We start from the raw sequence: 16,326 nt of genomic DNA on the forward strand, positions 1-16,326 counted from the left end.
ACCCGGACCACAGTCCACTTCCGTGGACGCTCTGCCCAACCTTCAGGAGCACGTCATGTCTGTTCGCGTTCTCGCCCTCGTCGGCAGCCTTCGCGCCGGTTCGCACAACCGCCAGCTCGCCGAGGCAGCGGTCAAGCACGCCCCTGAGGGCGTCGAGGTCGTCATCCACGAGGGTCTTGCCGACGTTCCCTTCTACAACGAGGACATCGACGTCGAGGGCTCCGTCCCCGCCGCCGCCACCGCGCTGCGTGAGGCCGCCGCCCAGGCCGACGCCTTCCTCTTCTTCTCCCCCGAGTACAACGGCACCGTCACCGCCGTGCTGAAGAACGCCATCGACTGGCTGTCCCGCCCCTACGGCGCCGGCGCCCTCTCCGGCAAGCCCACCGCCGTGGTCGGCACCGCCTACGGCCAGTTCGGCGGCCTGTGGGCCCAGGACGAGGCCCGCAAGTCCCTCGGCATCGCCGGCGCCAACGTGCTGGCCGACGCCAAGCTGTCCGTCCCCGGCTCCGTGGTGCGCTTCGCCGAGCTGCACCCGCAGGACGACGCCGAGATCGTCGAGCAGCTCCCCGCGGTCCTGGCCCAGCTCGCCGAGGCCACCGCGGTCTCGGCCTGACGCCTCGCCGCACAGGCGTTCCCACGCCTCGGGCCCTGGCCGGCCCCGTTCCGCAGCGCGCGGACCGGGGCCGCCGGGGCCCGTCGCCGTTCACCAGTGAGCTGGGCGCCGCATCGTGTCGGGGAGCACGGTCGTCCGGTCACCCCTGGCCGCGTCCAGCTGCGACTGCACCAGGAACAGCGCCCCGGTCAGATCCGCTCCGCGCAGGTCCGCGTCACGGAAGTCGGCGCCGATGACATCGGCGGTCCGCAGGTCCGCGCCGCGCAGATCGGCCCCGATCAGCAGGGCGCCGCGCAGATTGGCGCCGCGCAGGCCGGCCCCCTTCAGCCGCGCCCCGATCAGGTCCGCCCCGCGGTGGTCCCGCTTCCTCCCGGTCACCGCGGCCCGGACCAGTTCGCTCGCCCGGAGCAGCAGCGGGTTGACGCCGCCCCGGATCGCGTCCACGTCCAGCCCCGGCAGGGTGTCCGCGTCGCCCAGGGTGAGCCGCTCGGTCTCCGCGAAGGCGGCCCGCAGCTCACCGTGGACGGCGGCGGCCGCAGGCCGGGCGAGGGCCTCCGCGAGATACCTCAGCAGCTCCTGCAGGTCGCGCATCACCGGGAACACCGCGAACATCCGCCGCGCCGAGCCCGGGTCCTGCCGCCAGTCCCGGCCCAGGAAGGTGACCTGGGAGACCTTCTGGCCCGCGCCGAAGCAGTCGTAGACGGTGCAGCCCTTGAACCCCTCGTCCCGCAGCCGGGTGTGGATGCCGCAGCGGAAGTCGCCGCCCAGGTTCGGACAGGCCTGCCCGGCGCCCTTGTCGACGGCGAAGTCCGCCGAGCGCGCGAACGCGGGCACGACGCAGCACAGCGCGAAGCAACTGCCGCAGTCGGCCCGCTGTTCGGACGGGTCGATGGTTCCTGACGTTCCTGACACGGTGCGGTCACTCCGGGGACGGGGTCGGGCGCTCACCCCGGAACCCTAGCCGCAGTCCGGGCTACCCGCGGCCGAGCGCAGGGCTTCGATCAGCGTCAGCCAGCCCCGGCGTCCTGATGGGCGTCGGGGCTGGATCAGCTTTAGCCCTGGCGGGCCTTGTAGCGGGGGTCGCGGCGGTTGATGACGAAAACCCGGCCGCGGCGGCGGACGACCTGGGCGCCCGGCTTGGCCTTCAGCGATTTGAGCGACTGGCGGACCTTCATGGGCGTTCCTCTCCTTGCTCTGTGGCCATGACAACGCGGTCGCGGGTTGCCGTATTCCTCCTGGACTTGCCGTTAATCGCTTCGGACGCCGTGGCGGTTGCCTTTACCGTGGCCCGGTGGCGACTCAGGTGATCGTGTTGAACGGTGGGTCCAGTTCGGGGAAGTCCGGGATCGTCCGGTGTCTGCAGGCGGTGCTGCCGGATCCGTGGCTTGCCGCCGCGATTGACTCGCTGGTGGAGGCGATGCCCGCTTCCCTGCGGAGCTCGTCGGCAGGGATCGACTTCGCCGCGGACGGCGGTGTGCAGGTGGGATCGCAGTTCCGGGAGCTGGAAGCGGCATGGATGGAGGGGGTCGCAGCGATGGCCCGGGCGGGGGCCCGGGTCATCGTCGATGACGTGTTCCTCGGCGGAGCGGCGTCGCAGCAGCGGTGGCAGAAGGCTCTGGGCGGACTGGAGGTGCTGTGGGTCGGGGTCAGGTGTGAGGCTTCGGTCGCTGCAGGTCGCGAGGTTGCCCGTGGGGATCGGGGCCGGGGGATGGCCGCGTCGCAGGCGGAGATGGTCCACCGGGGCGTGGTCTACGACCTGGAGGTGGACACCACGCACACGGAGTCGCTGGAGTGTGCGCGGGCTGTCGCCGCCCGGGTCGGGTGACCGACTACTGGTGGAGACGCTGCTGCCAGTCGATGGGCACCCGGCCGGCCGGGCCCGGGGTGGGCTGGTCGAGTGGGTGGTGTTCGGGTCCGGCCAGGGCAGGGCCGCTCTCGTAGAACTGCTCGTCCGGGTAGCTCCAGAACCAGGCCTCGCCGGGCTCGAAGCTGGTGATCACCGGGTGGCCGGCGGCGGCGGCGTGGGCGCTCGCGTGCTGTGAGGGCGAGCTGTCGCAGCAGCCGATGTGGCCGCAGAAGGCGCAGCGCCGCAGGTGGAACCACCAGCCGTCGGCAGCGTCGCATTCCGCGCAGCCGGCACCGCTGGGGGCTGCGGTCGGGTCGATCGCGGGGATGTCACTCATCGTGCGCTTCTTCCTGGTCGGGATCGTGTGCGGTCAGCGGCAGCGTCACCCGGAACAGGGTGTCGCCCGGTACCGATTCGACCCTAAGGTCCCCGTGGTGACGGTGCACGACGATCCGCCAGGAGATGTCGAGCCCGAGCCCGGTGCCCTCGCCGACCGGCTTGCTGGTGAAGAAGGGTTCGAAGATCCGCCCCTGGATGTCCGCGGGCACCCCGGGGCCGGTGTCGCGGAAGCCGACCACCGCCTGGTCGTCCTCCGTGCGGGTGCTGATGGTCAGCGTGCCGTGCCCGGCCATGGCGTAGAGGGCGTTGTCGATCAGATTGGTCCACACCTGGTTCAGCTCCGCCGCGAAGGCCGGGACCCGGGGCAGCGAGCGGTCGTAGTCGCGTACCACGGTGACGCCGGGCCCGAGCTTGCCGCCCAGGATGACCAGGGTGCTGTCCAGCAGCTCGTGCAGGTCGACCTGCTGGTAGGGGGCGCGGTCCAGCTGGGAGTACTGCCGAGCTGCCCCCACCAGGGAGGAGATCCGCGAGGACGCCGTCTCGATCTCGGACAGCAGCAGTTCTGTCTCCACGCCGTGGACCAGCCAGCGCAGCGCCCCCGGCAGGCCCTCGGGGCCGACCGCCGCGTCGACCTGCTCCAGCCAGTCCGCGTCCAGTCCGGCCTGGACCAGCACCGGGGCCAGCTCCCAGCCCTCGGCCACATCGTGGTCGTCCAGCCAGTCCGTCAGGGCGTCCTCACGGTCGGACGCCTCCAGCGGCCCCAGCACCGGCTGTCCGGCGACGGCACGCACCGCGTCGTCCTGCAGCCGCACCAGTTCGTCCAGCGCCGCGCCCTTGCCGGGGCTCCCCGCCAGCTCGCCCAGCGCGCCGCGCATCTGCGCGACCCGCTCCCGCAGCGCCGCGGTGGCACGTACCGCCGCCGCGGCGGGGTTGTTCAACTCATGGGTCAGCCCGGCCGACAGCGTGCCCAGGGCGAGCAGCCGCTCGCGCTGGCCGACCGCCTGCTGGAGCGTCCGGGTGCCGAAGAACAGCCCCTCCAGCAGATGCTCGGCCATGGGGAACCAGTCGTGCATCAGCCCGGCGAAATCGTGGGCCGACAGCACGAAGAACCGCGTGGGCACGACCACCCTCATCGAGTTCACATACACCTGCGGCACCCGCTCGCCCAGATAGGCCTGGAAGGCGCCCGAATAGACCCCGGGGCTGGAGGACCGGTTGACCTCGATGTCGTCGGGGCCGACCCGGCGCGAGAGCACCACGGTGCCCTCGACCATGACGTAGAAGCGGGTCGCCGGCTCGCCCTCGGCGTACACCGGGCCGGGCTCGTAGCACTCCACCCGGCCCACCCGGCAGAGCCACGCCAGTTGATCGGGTGTCAGCTTCTCGAACAGGAACAGCGAGCGCAGCTCCTCCGGAGAACAGATCACACCGCTCACCTCGCCCGTCACAGCTTGTCCAGGTAGCGGTGGACGAACATGACCGCCATCGCGCCCTCGCCGACCGCCGAGGCGACCCGTTTCGCGGACTCCGAGCGCACGTCACCGGCCGCGAACACCCCTGGCACGCTGGTCTCCAGATGGTGCGGCGGACGGTCCAGCGGCCAGCCGCCGGAGCGCTGCCCGGCCTCGCCCAGATCCGGACCGGCCAGGACGAAGCCGTGGTCGTCGCGCACCACCACCCCGTCGAGCCACTGGGTCATCGGCACCGCGCCGATGAAGACGAACAGCCACTGCGCGTCGACCTCCTCGGTGCGGCCGGTCGCGGTGTCGAGCAGGGTCAGCCGCTCCAGATGGTCCTCGCCGTGCGCGGCGACGACCTCGGTCCCGGTGCGGACGGTGATCACCGGGTCGGCCTCGACCTGCTGGATCAGGTAGTGCGACATGGAGGCGGTCAGCGACTCGCCGCGGACCAGCATGGTGACCGACTTGGCGCCCCTGGACAGGAAGACCGCGGCCTGCCCGGCGGAGTTGGCGCCGCCGACGATGTAGACGTCCTGGCCGGCGCAGCCCACCGTCTCGGTCAGCGCGGAGCCGTAGAAGATGCCGCGGCCGGTCAGCTCCTCCATGCCGGGGGCGGTCAGCTGCCGGTAGGCGACGCCGGTGGCCAGGATGACGGTGTGCGCGGAGATGGCGCTGCCGTCCGCGAAGCGGACCGTCCGGGCCGAGCCGCAGATCTCGAAGCCGGTCACCTCACGGGCGGTCAGGATCTCAGCGCCGAACTTGGTGGCCTGGCGGCGGGCCCGGTCCGCGAGCTGCGAGCCGGAGACCCCGTCCGGGAAGCCGAGGTAGTTCTCGATCCTGGAGCTCTGCCCGGCCTGGCCGCCGGTGGCGGTGCGCTCGATCAGGACGGTGCGCAGGCCCTCGGAGGCCCCGTACACGGCCGCGCCCAGACCGGCCGGGCCGCCGCCGATGACGATGAGGTCGTAGAAGTCGGCGGCGGGGGTCGTGGAGAGGCCGACCCGCTGGGCCAGCTCCTCGTTGCTGGGCTCGACGAGGGCGTCGCCGTCGGTGGTGATCACCACGGGCAGCCGCTCCCCGTCCTCGCCGGCGGCCGCCAGCAGCTGCCGGCCCTCGGCCTCGGTGACCGGGTACCAGCGGTAGGGGACCTGGTTGCGGGCCAGGAACTCGCGGACCTCGGAGGAGCGGGCCGACCACCGGTGCCCGACCACCTTGGTCTCGTCCACCTGGTGCGGGTCGTCGGCCAGCCAGGCCTTCAGCAGGCTGTCCAGGACCGGGTAGAGCTTCTCCTCGGGCGGGTCCCACGGTTTGAGCAGGTAGTGGTCCAGGTCCACCACATTGATGGCGTCGATGGCGGCGCCGGTGTCCGCGTAGGCGGTCAGCAGCACCCGGCGGGCCTGGGGGTAGATGTCCATGGCCGCTTCCAGGAACTCGATGCCGTTCATCTCCGGCATCCGGTGGTCGGCCAGCAGCACCGCGACCAGCTCGCCGCGCAGCTTCATCTCCCGCAGCGCCTCCAGCGCCGAGGGGCCCGACTCGGCCCTGACGATACGATGGCCCTCGCCGTAGCGGCGCCGCAGGTCCCTGGCGACAGCCCGGGACACCGCCGGGTCGTCGTCCACGGTCACGATCACCGGTCGCTTGGTGCTCTCCGGTCCGGTCGTCGTCGGCATCGCCGCTCCGCCCTGTCGTCGGATCTGCCCTGTCGTCGGGTCTGCCCGGCCCAGAGGTCGTGAGAGGGCCGGGTTCCTACGCTATCCGCTCGGGCGCGTCCGATCCTCCGGACGTGTGACTGGGTGCGGCGAACCGGGTCGGGAACCTGTGAATCATGGAACGGCGGCGTGACGGATCCCACAGTCTGTTGTGGTTTCAATCAAGGTCTGTCTACCTTTCTGGCGTTCGCACTTAAGCGGAACCGACATCTCCGGAACGCCGAGTCCTGCCGCCGGAGAAGTTGCGACACCAGCTACCGCACCACGGCAGGAGCGGGGGAACCAGGTAAGCCGCCACGTCGACCTTGGTCGTCGACGTGGCTTGGGGTGAAGTCGTGCTGCGCACGACCGGGCAACTCCAGCCCGAATCCGACAGCTCACCTCGTAGGCGTGGGAGAGGAAACGCTGCTTCATGCTGTCCGTCCACGGGCGTCACCGCGCTCCGAAGCCCCGACGCACCACCGCCCAGCGCCTCATCGCCTCGGCCGGACTGGCCGGCGTCGGCCTCACCGTCCCGCTCGTCACCGCCGGCAGTGCCTCCGCCGCCAGCGTCTCCACCTGGGACGCCGTGGCGCAGTGCGAGAGCACCGGCAACTGGAGCATCAACACCGGCAACGGCTACTACGGTGGCCTGCAGTTCTCGGCGTCCACCTGGGCCGCCTACGGCGGCACCCAGTACGCCGCCACCGCCGACCAGGCCACCAAGGACCAGCAGATCGCGGTCGCGGAGAAGGTCCTGGCCTCGCAGGGCCCGTCCGCCTGGCCGGTCTGCGGGCCGCAGGCCGGTCTCACCCAGGGCGGCGCGGCCGCCTCGGTGAACACCTCGTCCTCCGCCGGCTCCTCTTCGAGCTCCTCCTCGACCTCCTCCAGCAGCTCGTCCTCGGACACGTCCAGCTCCTCGGACTCGTCCTCCTCCTCGGACACGTCCTCCTCGTCCACCGCGAGCAGCGGCAGCTACACCGTGGCCGCGGGCGACTGGCTGTCGACGATCGCGACCAAGGAGCACGTCTCCGGCGGCTGGCAGCGCCTCTACGCGCTGAACCGCTCCGTGCTCACCTCGGGCCCCAACGTGATCTACCCGGGCCAGAAGCTGACCCTGGGCAGCGCCTCGGGCTCGACCTCCTCCAGCAGCAGCTCGGACTCGACGGCCACCGACGCCTCGGCCACCACGTCCAGCAGCGGCTCCAGCTCCAGTACCACCACCGCGAGCAGCACCTCGACCAGCTCCAGCAGCGGCATGGCCGCGGCCGCCGCCTTCGCGCTGTCGAAGGTCGGCGAGTCCTACGTCTACGGCGGCACCAGCGACGCGGGCTGGGACTGCTCCGGCCTGGTCCAGGCCGCCCTGGCCAAGGCCGGCATCTCCGCTCCGCGCACCAGCGAGGAGCAGGCCACCGCCAGCACCCGGGTCTCCCTGGACTCGCTCCAGGTCGGCGACCTGCTGTTCTGGTCCAGCGACGGCACCGCGTCCGGCGCCTACCACGTGGCGATGTACGTCGGCAACGGCGAGTACGTCGAGGCCGCCAACCCGAGCTCCGGCGTGAAGACGGACACCATCAGCAACTGGGCCCCCGCCTTCGCGGGCCGCATCAGCTGACCTGTTGACCAGCTGACGCGACATCATCTCCACCCGTCAGGGGCGCGGCCGGTCCGGCCGCGCCCCTGAGGGAGTTCCGTCCAGGCTGAGCCGCAGCTCGCGGAAGCGCTCGGCGATGGCGTCCAGGGTGTAGTGGGCGTTGAGGCCGCTGGGATTGGGCAGGACCCACACCGCCGTCCCGCCGAGGGCGGAGGACTGCGGGCCGACCGCGGCTCGGGGCGCGTCGAACGCCACCCGGTAGGCGCCGATGCCCAGCACGGCTAGCGCCTGCGGGCGCAGCCGCTCCACCCGTTCGCGTAGCGCCACCCCGCCCTCCCGGTACTCCTCGGCGGTCAGCTCGTCGGCCTTGGCGGTGGTCCGGGCGACGACATTGGTGATGCCCAGGCCGAAACCCAGCAGTTCCTGCTGCTCCTCCGGCTGCAGCCGGCGCGGGGTGAACCCGCTGAGGTGCAGCGCGGGCCAGAAGCGGTTGCCGGGGCGCGCGAAGTGGTGGCCGGTGGCCCCGGACCACAGCCCGGGGTTGATACCGCAGAACAGCACCCGCAGTCCGGGAGCGATCACATCGGGGATGGTCAGGTCGGGGGCGGCGGCGAGCTGCTCTGCTGTGGGCTTCACGAACGACAGTCTGCCCGCTGCGACCGGCGGTCCGTTGAACGGCCCCTCCGCTGCGTTAGCATCCAGGGACGCCGCCAGGCCGTCGTTCGAAGGAGAGCCCGCACCATGCCCGACCAGCCGGACCCGCTGTTCGCGGGCGTCGACGCGCTGCTGGCCGCGGTGCAGTCGGGCCAGGTCCTGCCGGTCCCGGAAGAGCGGGTGCGGCTGCGGCGGGCCGCCGGGCTCACCGAGGCGGCGGTCGCCCAGGCACTGAGAACCCGGCCGGCCTCGGTGCAGGCATGGGAGGAGGGCCGCAGCGAGCCGTCGGGTGCCAAGCGGGAGGCGTACCGCCGCCTGCTGGAGGGCCTCGCGCAGCGCTTCCCCGGCGAGGCCGAGGGTGAGGCTGCGGCTGAGAAGGTGCCCGCGCCCGTTCCCGTCCCGGCGCCGCCCGCGCGGTCCGAGTCGCGCGGCTCCCGCCCCGCCCCGGTGCCGCTCTCCGACGAGCAGGCCGAGCGCCGCTTCGCCAACGGCCCGCTCCTGGTCCTGGACGGCGACGGGACCGCCTACGGCATCGGCGGCCTGGTCCTGGACTGCCCGGCCCGTACTCTTCCCGCGCTGGTGGACTGGACTCTGACGCAGGCTCAGATCGGCTCGCCCCGACTGCACCGCTCCGGCCGGGACGGCGACCCCCTGGTCGTCCTCACCGCAGCGGCCGCCGAATCCCTCGGGCTGCCGCTGGAACTCGCGGACCGGCGCGGCCTGCGGCTCCCCGACAACCACCCCGTCATCAAGCAACTGACCAAGGCCAAGTGGCAGTTGACGAAGCGTGGGTTCGGCCCCTGGGCCCGGATCTACCGCCCGGCCGAGGGCGGCCGGCGCCACTGCGTCCAACTCGCGGTACTGCCCTGGGAGGCACTGGACACCCGCGCCTGGAACGACGCCGCGACCCTGCCGCCGCCCGAACTCGCCCAGGTGCTGGGCGAGTACGCGACCCGGGTGATCACGCCGCGCGGCTCCACCGCTGTCTCCGGCTTGGAGCTGATGTCCGCGCTGCGCCCGCCCACCCGTGCGGTGCGCGGCGAGGACGGCGTCTGGCAGTCCGGCCCGGTCCCCGGCTCGCTCGCGGTCGCGGTCGACCCGGCCCCGCCGGAGGCCCCCGACGAGCACCCGGTCGCGGTCGGCCGGGCCGAGGGCGAGGTACTCGACGAGGAGGCCTACGAGTGGATCCGTGATCCGGAACTGCTCACCGACGCCGAGTGCGAGCTGCCCTGGGCGGTGGGTGTGGACGTCAACATGGCCTTCGCTGCCGCCGCGAACCGGCTCAACGTCGGCCTGGGCGCCCCGGTCCACGTCCATCAGCCCGCATTCGACAAGACGTTGCCCGGGTCCTGGTTCGTCGACCTCTCCCACGTCTCCTTCGACCCGCGGCTGCCCAACCCCTTCACGCCGGACGGCGAGCAGCCGCAGGGCCCGGCCTGGTACGCCACCCCGACCGTTGCCTACGCAGTCGAACTCGGGTACAGCGTAAGGCCGTTGGAGGGCTGGCTGCGCCCGGAGCACGGCCCCTACCTGGATCCCTGGTACCAGCGGCTGCGGGACGCCTACCTGGCCACCATGGCCGAGCTGGGGGTCACTTCGGCGATGACGCCCGCCGAGTTCCTGGCCGCGATGGAGCAGCACAAGCAGCGCGACCCCGGGCGGGCCGCGGTGCTGTCCGCGATCAAAGCCACCGTCAAGGGCGGCATCGGCAAGCTGCGCGAGCGCCCCCAGGGCGCCCGGCACCGGCCAGGTGAGCGCTGGCCGGCACTGGAGCGTCCCACCTGGCGTCCCGACATCCGCGCCGCGGTGATCTCGGCCGCGCGGATCAACATGCACCGCAAGATGCTGGCGCTGGCCACCAAGGCCGACCTGTACCCGGTCGCGGTGCTCTCCGACTGCGCGGTCTATCCCTCCCCGGGGCCGTCGCCGCTGGACGTGCTGCCGTACGACCCGGCCACCGGCAAGCCGCTGCCGGGCGGATTCCGGCTCGGGGTGAGCCCGGGGATGGTCAAGCACGAGGGCACCCAGACCTTCCTCTGGGCGGCCCAACTCCTGGACCAGGCGCACAATCCGGCCCGGCACATCAAGGGCACCGACGCCGCCGCTGGCGGGGAGTAGGACACCGCCATGGGAACGATCGGCGACAGCCTGGAGCGCGCGGCCGAGGACACCTTCACCCGGAAGCCGCCGGTCTCCACCGCGGCGCGGGTCGGCTACCTGGTCAAGCAACTCGGCACCACCAGGGCCACGGCCCAACTGCTGGGAGTCTCCCAGCGCTCCGTCGAGCGCTACCTCAAGGGAACCCGCAGGCATCCGCCGCAGGCTATCGCTGCCAAGATCGACGCTGAAGTGAAGCGGCGCTGGCAGCCCCTGATCCGCAAGCGTGCCGTCAAGCGCGCGGTCGACACCGGCGGCATCACCGTTGAGACCCGCGCCCGCTTCGGCTTCACCGCCGCCCCCGGCTCCACCGACGACCCCCGGCTGCGCCGCATCACCGAACACCTCCCCCCGGCCTACGCCCAGCAGCTCTTCGACGCCCACGCGTCCGGCGCCACCGAACAGCAACTGGCCGCGATCGTCGCCCAGGGCCTCCAGGAGATGTACTTCAAGGACCGCGGCCGCCGCGCCCAGGGCCTGGTCGTCGACCTCAACACCATCGACTACCTGGACCTTTCGTACTGACGCGGGCCGTCATACGCCAGCGGCTCCGCTGGCCGGCACGAACGGCGTGAGAACGGTCGGGTTAGCCGTCGGTGCATGAGGGCCAGTGGGCTACTGCCCATTCCGTCCAGCCCGGCCATCCGGTTGGCGGGGGCGGGATCTCGCCGCCGTCGAGTTCGGCGGTGTCGGGTACCTGGAACTGCTCCCGCCACGCGTCCACGTCGGCCTCGCTCATCGGAAACGTCTGGTGCGGTGTCGTTTCCTGGCGGTGTGCGATGCGGACGAGCTGGACGTCTTTGTCCACGGGTAGGTAGACCACCTGGCATGCTGCCCCGGCCGACCGGGCCAGCCAGCGCAGTGCCGACCGTTCGTCGCGGCCCCAGAGCCCGTAGTCGAGCACGACGCTGGTCCCCAGTCTCAGCGCCTGAAGGGCGAGCGAGATGAGTCGGCCCTCGAGCACCCAGCGCTTGCCGTCGGCCATCGAGTCCCCGAACAGCGGGATCATCCAGTGATCCGGGGTCAGCCGCAGCGCTCGGTGCGTTGCAGCGAGTTCTCTGGCCCGGGTGGTTTTCCCCGCTGCGGGGAGCCCGACCATCAGGACCAGGGTGGCGACACGCGGGTCCTGCATGACGACGGGTCCGGCTGCGGACGGGCATGGGAGGGGTTCTTCGCACGGTGAACCGGAACGCTGCGACTGAGACATGAATCCCCTGATCAGGCAGGATGACCCGGCAGCACGGGAATACGCGAGTGACTGCCGGCAGGACACTGATCCGGCGGTACGTCCTGGCACTGCCCCCGACCGGGGCAGGGGGATGAGGCTGCGGTTACCGCAGCCTCGGTACCGCCGCTAAGCGGCGGTACGGGTAGTCATGGCAGCGCAGCAGCACATGCCTCCACTGTAGCCGACAGCGTCGGCGGTGATCTGCGCCCTGATTCCTGAGACAGAGACGGTCGCGCCGCGCCCGACCATCGCCACTGACCGACGCGCTCAACTCGCCAGCTGAAGCGTTCAGGCACAGCCTCGCGGGCGACCTGTTGGCCGACCGCGAGGGGTGCGGAGTTCAGCCCGGAATCAGACGGTCGCTTCGAGGGCGACCGGGATGTTCCCCCGGGTGGCGTTGGAGTACGGGCACACCAGGTGCGTGGTCTGCACCAACTGGTCGGCCGTGGCCTGGTCGAGGCCGGGCAGGTGGGCTGACAGGGCGACCTCGAGGGAGAAGCCCCCGTCGTCCAGGGTGACCAGGCTCACCGTGGACCGGACGGTCGACTCGCCCAGCTTCAGCTTCTGCTGACCCGCTATCAGGCGCATGCCGTTGTGGAAGCAGGCGGCGTAGCCGGCGGCGAAGAGCTGCTCGGGGTTGGTGCGGTCGCCGCCGGGGCCGCCCATCTCCTTCGGGACGGCGAGGAGTTCGTCGAGCACCCCGTCGATGGTGCGGACCTCTCCGTTGCGGCCGTCGCCGGTCGAGAGGGCTTCGGTGGTGTAGAGCGTGGACATGGTGTCTCCAATCACAGGTGTTCGGAAATGACGGTCGTCAGGTTGTCGGGGGCCGGACGGGGGTGCCCGTCCGGGGTGGCGGCCTGGGCGAGCAGGGTCAGGGCGGCCTGCGAGGCCGATCCCGCCGCGGCGGTGACCGCGACGAGTCGCTGTCCCTGTCCGTCCGGGACCGGCATGGCCTGCTGGGTGACGTCCATCGGCCCGACCAGCGGATGCCGCATCCGGTAGGCCGCCAGGTCCCAGGCCCGGACCCGGTGTTCGGACCACAGGTCGGTGAACTCCGGGCTGTGCATCACCAGTTCGCCGATCAGCGCGGCCAGCAGCGGATCGTCCGGGTACCGGCCGACGGCCAGCCGCAGTCGCCCCACCGCGTCCCTGGCCTTCTTCGGCCAGTCCTCGTAGAGCTCGCGGGTGTGGGCGTCCCGGAAGACCAGTCGCGCGGTGTTCGGACGCCGGGCCGGGTCGTCCGGGCTGCTCGGGTCGAGGTGTCCGGCGAAGAGCGCGTGCCCGGTGCGATTCCACGCCAGTACGTCGCTGCGGCGGCCGAGCACGATCACCGGGGTGTCCCCGAAGGCGTCGATCAGCCGCCGGGTCGGCTCGGCGATGCGCTCGGGCGCCGGCGCCCTGCGGGCACGGTCCTTGCCGCCCAGCCGTCCGACACCGGCGAGGTCGTACAGGTGCCGGTGCTCGGTCCGGTCCAGGCGAAGTGCGCGGGCGAGCGCATCCAGCACCTCCACCGAGGCATTGAGTGAAAGTCCCTGCTCCAATCGCGTGTAGTACGACTCGCTCACGCCCGCCAACCGGGCAAGCTCGTCCCGGCGCAGACCCGGCACCCGCCGCCGCTCGTCGAACTCCTGCAGCCCGACGTCCGACGGCTTCAGCAGCGCCCGACGGGTCCTCAGGAACCGCCCCAACTGCGACTTGCTCTTCATGGACTCGAGTATGGGCAGCGGCGGCTGCGCGTGCCTGCCCCTGCCAGTGCCAGGCAGGTCCGGACGGTTCTCAGGAATCGGGTTCTGTTTCGTCGGGGTGGTCCGAGCGCCATCGTGAGGGTCAGGGCCGTTGGACGACGAAGACGAACTCCTTGCCCGGACGATCGGGTGCGTCACGGACCTCGTGCATCACATATCCCCGCGCCGTCAGGTCCGCCTCGATCTCCTGGCGCTCTCGGAACCTCAGGGTTGAATCGGAAGTGAACTGTTGCCCGTCCGCAGCGAAGACGTAGTTCCAGCGGTACGTCACCAGGGGCTTGTTCACCTCGACCAGTTCGACCCAGCTCTCGACTGCGCCGACGCCCGGGATCTCGGTCACCCTGTGCGAAGCCGTGCGGTTCCAGGTCTCCCAGGCGCGCTTGGCCGGATTTCGGGTCTCGAACACCAGATGTCCGCCGGGCCGCAGGGCTTCGTAAGCCCCCTCGAGTGTTCGCTGCCAGGCGCATGGAGCGACGATGGCCTGGGCGACGTTTGCCGTCATGGTGACGAGGTCCACCTGCAGCGGTGGTAGGGCTGTTGCGTCACCGCAGATCCAGCGGACCCGATCACTGCCCGGCTTGCTCCGGGCCACCTCGATGGAGGCCCGAGCGGGATCGACACCGACGACCTCGATGCCGCGATCAGCCAACAGGAGCGCGAAGACGCCGGTGCCGCAGCCGATGTCCAGCACGTGTCTCGCATCGATGTGCCGGGCGAGGTCCAGATAGGTGTGGAGGTCGCTGCGATCCGGATCGAGCGGGTCGTAGATCGCCGCCAGCCGAGGGTGCTCGAAGATCTCCTCAGCCATGTGTCTGACGGTACGGCTCAGGTGCTCTGGCTCGTGGTGCCTTTCGGAACCGTTCGGTCGTCGGCTCGTCGGCTGAGTGTGTCCGCTGTCCCGTTCGTTCCCGTCACCGGCCCGTATGGGTTGCCACGAAGAACTTGATGACGACTGGGTTCACCGTGGGATCGGGTACAGGTTTCATGGCACCGGCCTGCTGCGGTGCCCTAGCGTCGTGCCATGACGATTCCAGCTGGACTGAGACGCACGGTCCTCCGGGCGCGGCGGGACAGCGGCTTTCTTGCCGCTGGTGTGCTGCCGCACCTGGCGCTGGTGCCCGTGTGGGCCTGGGCGGCGACGACCACCGCCAGGACGGGGAACTGGCTCCTTACGGTTTCCATCTCGGCCGCCCTGGTCCTGCTCGGCACCCCGGTGCTGACGGCCGTTCAGCGGGCCCGCTACCGGGTGCTCATCGGTGTGGACGTCCCCCGGCTCACCCCCACCGCGCCGGAACAATGGACGTGGGCCTCGACCGCCCGGTGGCTCGCGGCGACGCGGCCTTGGCGCAAGATCGGCTACCACCTCCTGCTGGGCCCGCTGCTCGCGCTGCTGGAACTGCTGGTGCTCGCGGTGGCAGCGGCGTGCCTGGCGGGCGTCATCGCCTGCGCCTGGTCATGGGCGCTGCCAACCGGAATCCGCCGGGACTGGTTCGGCTACCTGACCCAGCTGCCGGCTTACACAGCGGCTGGACTCCTGCTCCTGTGCGCCCTGCCCTGGACCGCGCGGGCAGTCGCCCGGGCCGAGGCGCGGCTGGCGTTGGGCCTGCTCGGGCCCAGCCGGGCGCAGCGGCTCCAGGAGCGGGTCGATCAGCTGGCCGTGAGCCGGACCGACTTGATCGAGGCCGTCGACGCGGAGCGCCGCCGGATCGAGCGCGACCTGCACGACGGCACCCAGCAGCGGTTGGTGTCTCTCGCGGTCAACCTGGGGCTGGCCATTGCCACCCGCCCGGACCTGCCGAGTGATGCCCGCGAGGTGATCGCGAGAGCGCACCTGGAGGCGAAGGAGGCGATCGCCGAACTCAATGACCTGGTGCGGGGGCTGCACCCGGCCGTGCTCGAAGACCGAGGTCTGGACGCGGCGTTGTCCGGGCTGGCTGCCCGCACGCCCCTGCCGGTGCGGCTGCGGGTCGATCTGGAGGAGCGGGTGGCGCCCAACGTGGAGGCAGTCGCGTACTTCGTGATCTCTGAGGCGCTGACCAATGCAACGAAGCACGCCAACGCGATGCGTGCAGAGGTGATAGTCCGTCAGGTCGGCGAGGCGCTGCGCGTGCGCGTTACCGACGACGGGCTGGGCGGTGCCGACGCCGCCGCCGGTACGGGGCTGACCGGGCTGGCCAAGCGGGTCGGCTCCCTCGACGGGGCCTTCCACGTCAGCAGCCCCGTTGGCGGGCCCACCACCATCACCGTGGAGCTGCCGTGCGCGCGGTGATCGCCGAGGATTCGGTGTTGTTGCGGGTCGGCCTGATCAAGGTGCTGGAGATGGGCGGGTTTCAGGTCGCCGCGGAAGCCGGCGACGCGGAGGGGTTGTTGGCGGCAGTGGCGGAGCACCGGCCCGAACTCGCCTTGATCGACGTCCGGATGCCGCCCGGCTTCACCGACGAGGGGGTGCGGGCGGCGATGGAGATCCGTCGGCGCTGGCCGGGGACGCCGGTGGTGCTGCTTTCGCAGTACGTGGAGGAGCGGTACGCGGCTGACCTGCTGTCTGCGAACACCAGCGGTGTGGGCTACCTGCTCAAGCAGCGGGTTGCCGATGTCGCCGACTTCGTGGCGGCGGTCCGGCGAGTGGCGGACGGGGGCACGGCCCTGGACCCGCAGGTCGTCGCCCAGTTGCTGCTACGGCGCGACAGCGACCCGCTCGCGCGGCTGACCCCCCGCGAACGGGAGGTGCTCGGTCTGATGGCCGAGGGGCGCTCCAATGCCGGCATCGCGCAGGCGCTGGTGGTCAGCGAGAGCGCCGTGGCGAAGCACATCAACAACATCTTCGCCAAGCTTGACCTGCCCGTGGTCGACGCGGACCACCGCCGCGTCCTGGCCGTGCTGCGGTTCCTCGGAGCGTCCCGGGCCTGACCCTCCATCCGTTCATTGCGGCCACGCAGAGTGAGGTTGGTGCGAGCGGTGCTGGATCCGGAGAGACCGGCTGAGGCATGAGGGTGCAGCAACGA

Annotated in this window: 17 protein-coding genes and 1 riboswitch; of the genes, 7 read left to right on the forward strand and 10 right to left on the reverse strand. The window is 71.4% G+C overall.

What is annotated here, in order from left to right:
* The first annotated feature begins 55 nt into the window (after nt 1–55).
* The gene (locus tag ABH941_RS10550; protein ID WP_370128494.1) at nt 56–613 is read left to right on the forward strand and encodes an NAD(P)H-dependent oxidoreductase; all 558 of its coding nucleotides are present in this window, start codon (nt 56–58) and stop codon (nt 611–613) included.
* Nucleotides 614–703: 90 nt separating this feature from the next.
* Here ABH941_RS10550 and ABH941_RS10555 read toward each other — a convergent pair whose 3' ends face one another.
* Nucleotides 704–1,525: a pentapeptide repeat-containing protein gene (locus tag ABH941_RS10555; protein WP_370128496.1), complete on the reverse strand. Its 822-nt coding sequence runs from the start codon at nt 1,523–1,525 to the stop codon at nt 704–706.
* A gap of 140 nt (nt 1,526–1,665) precedes the next feature.
* The gene (gene ykgO / locus ABH941_RS10560; RefSeq protein ID WP_133996189.1) at nt 1,666–1,788 is read right to left on the reverse strand and encodes a type B 50S ribosomal protein L36; all 123 of its coding nucleotides are present in this window, start codon (nt 1,786–1,788) and stop codon (nt 1,666–1,668) included.
* A 116-nt stretch (nt 1,789–1,904) separates the two neighbouring features.
* Here ykgO and cpt point away from each other — a divergent pair, with 116 nt between their 5' ends.
* The gene (gene cpt / locus ABH941_RS10565; protein ID WP_370128498.1) at nt 1,905–2,438 is read left to right on the forward strand and encodes a chloramphenicol phosphotransferase CPT; all 534 of its coding nucleotides are present in this window, start codon (nt 1,905–1,907) and stop codon (nt 2,436–2,438) included.
* A gap of 4 nt (nt 2,439–2,442) precedes the next feature.
* On the opposite strand, the gene ABH941_RS10570 is transcribed toward cpt, so the two are convergent.
* The 3 genes from ABH941_RS10570 to ABH941_RS10580 are packed head-to-tail and all read right to left on the reverse strand — an operon-like array spanning nt 2,443 to nt 5,928.
* Complete coding sequence (locus ABH941_RS10570; protein WP_370128500.1) at nt 2,443–2,796, reverse strand: UBP-type zinc finger domain-containing protein; 354 nt, start codon at nt 2,794–2,796, stop codon at nt 2,443–2,445.
* Complete coding sequence (locus ABH941_RS10575) at nt 2,789–4,234, reverse strand: ATP-binding protein (protein WP_370128697.1); 1,446 nt, start codon at nt 4,232–4,234, stop codon at nt 2,789–2,791. The genes ABH941_RS10570 and ABH941_RS10575 overlap by 8 nt, the downstream gene beginning before the upstream one ends.
* A gap of 8 nt (nt 4,235–4,242) precedes the next feature.
* The gene (locus ABH941_RS10580; RefSeq protein WP_370128502.1) at nt 4,243–5,928 is read right to left on the reverse strand and encodes an FAD-dependent oxidoreductase; all 1,686 of its coding nucleotides are present in this window, start codon (nt 5,926–5,928) and stop codon (nt 4,243–4,245) included.
* Between the two features lie 284 nt (nt 5,929–6,212).
* A riboswitch (cyclic di-AMP (ydaO/yuaA leader) is annotated at nt 6,213–6,373 on the forward strand.
* A 6-nt stretch (nt 6,374–6,379) separates the two neighbouring features.
* Here ABH941_RS10580 and ABH941_RS10585 point away from each other — a divergent pair.
* Complete coding sequence (locus ABH941_RS10585; protein WP_370128504.1) at nt 6,380–7,561, forward strand: transglycosylase family protein; 1,182 nt, start codon at nt 6,380–6,382, stop codon at nt 7,559–7,561.
* 36 nt (nt 7,562–7,597) lie between these two features.
* On the opposite strand, the gene mug is transcribed toward ABH941_RS10585, so the two are convergent.
* Nucleotides 7,598–8,185, reverse strand: a complete 588-nt coding sequence (mug, locus tag ABH941_RS10590) for a G/U mismatch-specific DNA glycosylase (protein WP_370128699.1) — start codon at nt 8,183–8,185, stop codon at nt 7,598–7,600.
* A gap of 96 nt (nt 8,186–8,281) precedes the next feature.
* On the opposite strand from mug, the gene ABH941_RS10595 reads away from it, so the two are divergent.
* Both ABH941_RS10595 and ABH941_RS10600 read left to right on the forward strand, forming a co-directional pair.
* Nucleotides 8,282–10,312 (forward strand): transcriptional regulator, encoded by a 2,031-nt coding sequence (locus tag ABH941_RS10595; RefSeq protein WP_370128506.1) that lies wholly within the window; start codon nt 8,282–8,284, stop codon nt 10,310–10,312.
* Between the two features lie 9 nt (nt 10,313–10,321).
* Entirely contained in the window at nt 10,322–10,876 is a 555-nt protein-coding gene (locus ABH941_RS10600; RefSeq protein ID WP_370128508.1) for an XRE family transcriptional regulator, read from the forward strand.
* A gap of 61 nt (nt 10,877–10,937) precedes the next feature.
* Here the strand turns inward: ABH941_RS10600 and ABH941_RS10605 are convergent, their stop codons facing one another.
* The 4 genes from ABH941_RS10605 to ABH941_RS10620 form a co-directional block, all read right to left on the reverse strand.
* Nucleotides 10,938–11,483 carry an AAA family ATPase gene (locus ABH941_RS10605; protein ID WP_370128510.1) on the reverse strand — a complete coding sequence of 182 codons (546 nt, stop codon included), beginning with the start codon at nt 11,481–11,483 and terminating at the stop codon, nt 10,938–10,940.
* A 447-nt stretch (nt 11,484–11,930) separates the two neighbouring features.
* A complete protein-coding gene (locus tag ABH941_RS10610) occupies nt 11,931–12,353 on the reverse strand; it encodes an organic hydroperoxide resistance protein (RefSeq protein WP_370128512.1) in 423 nt (140 codons plus the stop codon).
* An 11-nt stretch (nt 12,354–12,364) separates the two neighbouring features.
* On the reverse strand, nt 12,365–13,285 hold the full coding sequence (locus ABH941_RS10615; protein WP_370128514.1) for a helix-turn-helix transcriptional regulator: 921 nt from the start codon (nt 13,283–13,285) through the stop codon (nt 12,365–12,367).
* 121 nt (nt 13,286–13,406) lie between these two features.
* On the reverse strand, nt 13,407–14,132 hold the full coding sequence (locus tag ABH941_RS10620; RefSeq protein ID WP_370128516.1) for a class I SAM-dependent methyltransferase: 726 nt from the start codon (nt 14,130–14,132) through the stop codon (nt 13,407–13,409).
* 213 nt (nt 14,133–14,345) lie between these two features.
* Between ABH941_RS10620 and ABH941_RS10625 the strand changes: the two genes are divergently transcribed.
* Nucleotides 14,346–15,593: a sensor histidine kinase gene (locus ABH941_RS10625; protein WP_370128519.1), complete on the forward strand. Its 1,248-nt coding sequence runs from the start codon at nt 14,346–14,348 to the stop codon at nt 15,591–15,593.
* Nucleotides 15,581–16,231 carry a response regulator transcription factor gene (locus tag ABH941_RS10630; protein WP_143600460.1) on the forward strand — a complete coding sequence of 217 codons (651 nt, stop codon included), beginning with the start codon at nt 15,581–15,583 and terminating at the stop codon, nt 16,229–16,231. Before ABH941_RS10625 ends, ABH941_RS10630 begins: the two co-directional genes overlap by 13 nt.
* Nucleotides 16,232–16,326 lie beyond the last annotated feature (95 nt).

The sequence above is a fragment of the Streptacidiphilus sp. EB103A genome (assembly GCF_041261405.1).
Taxonomy (GTDB): Bacteria; Actinomycetota; Actinomycetes; order Streptomycetales; family Streptomycetaceae; genus Streptacidiphilus.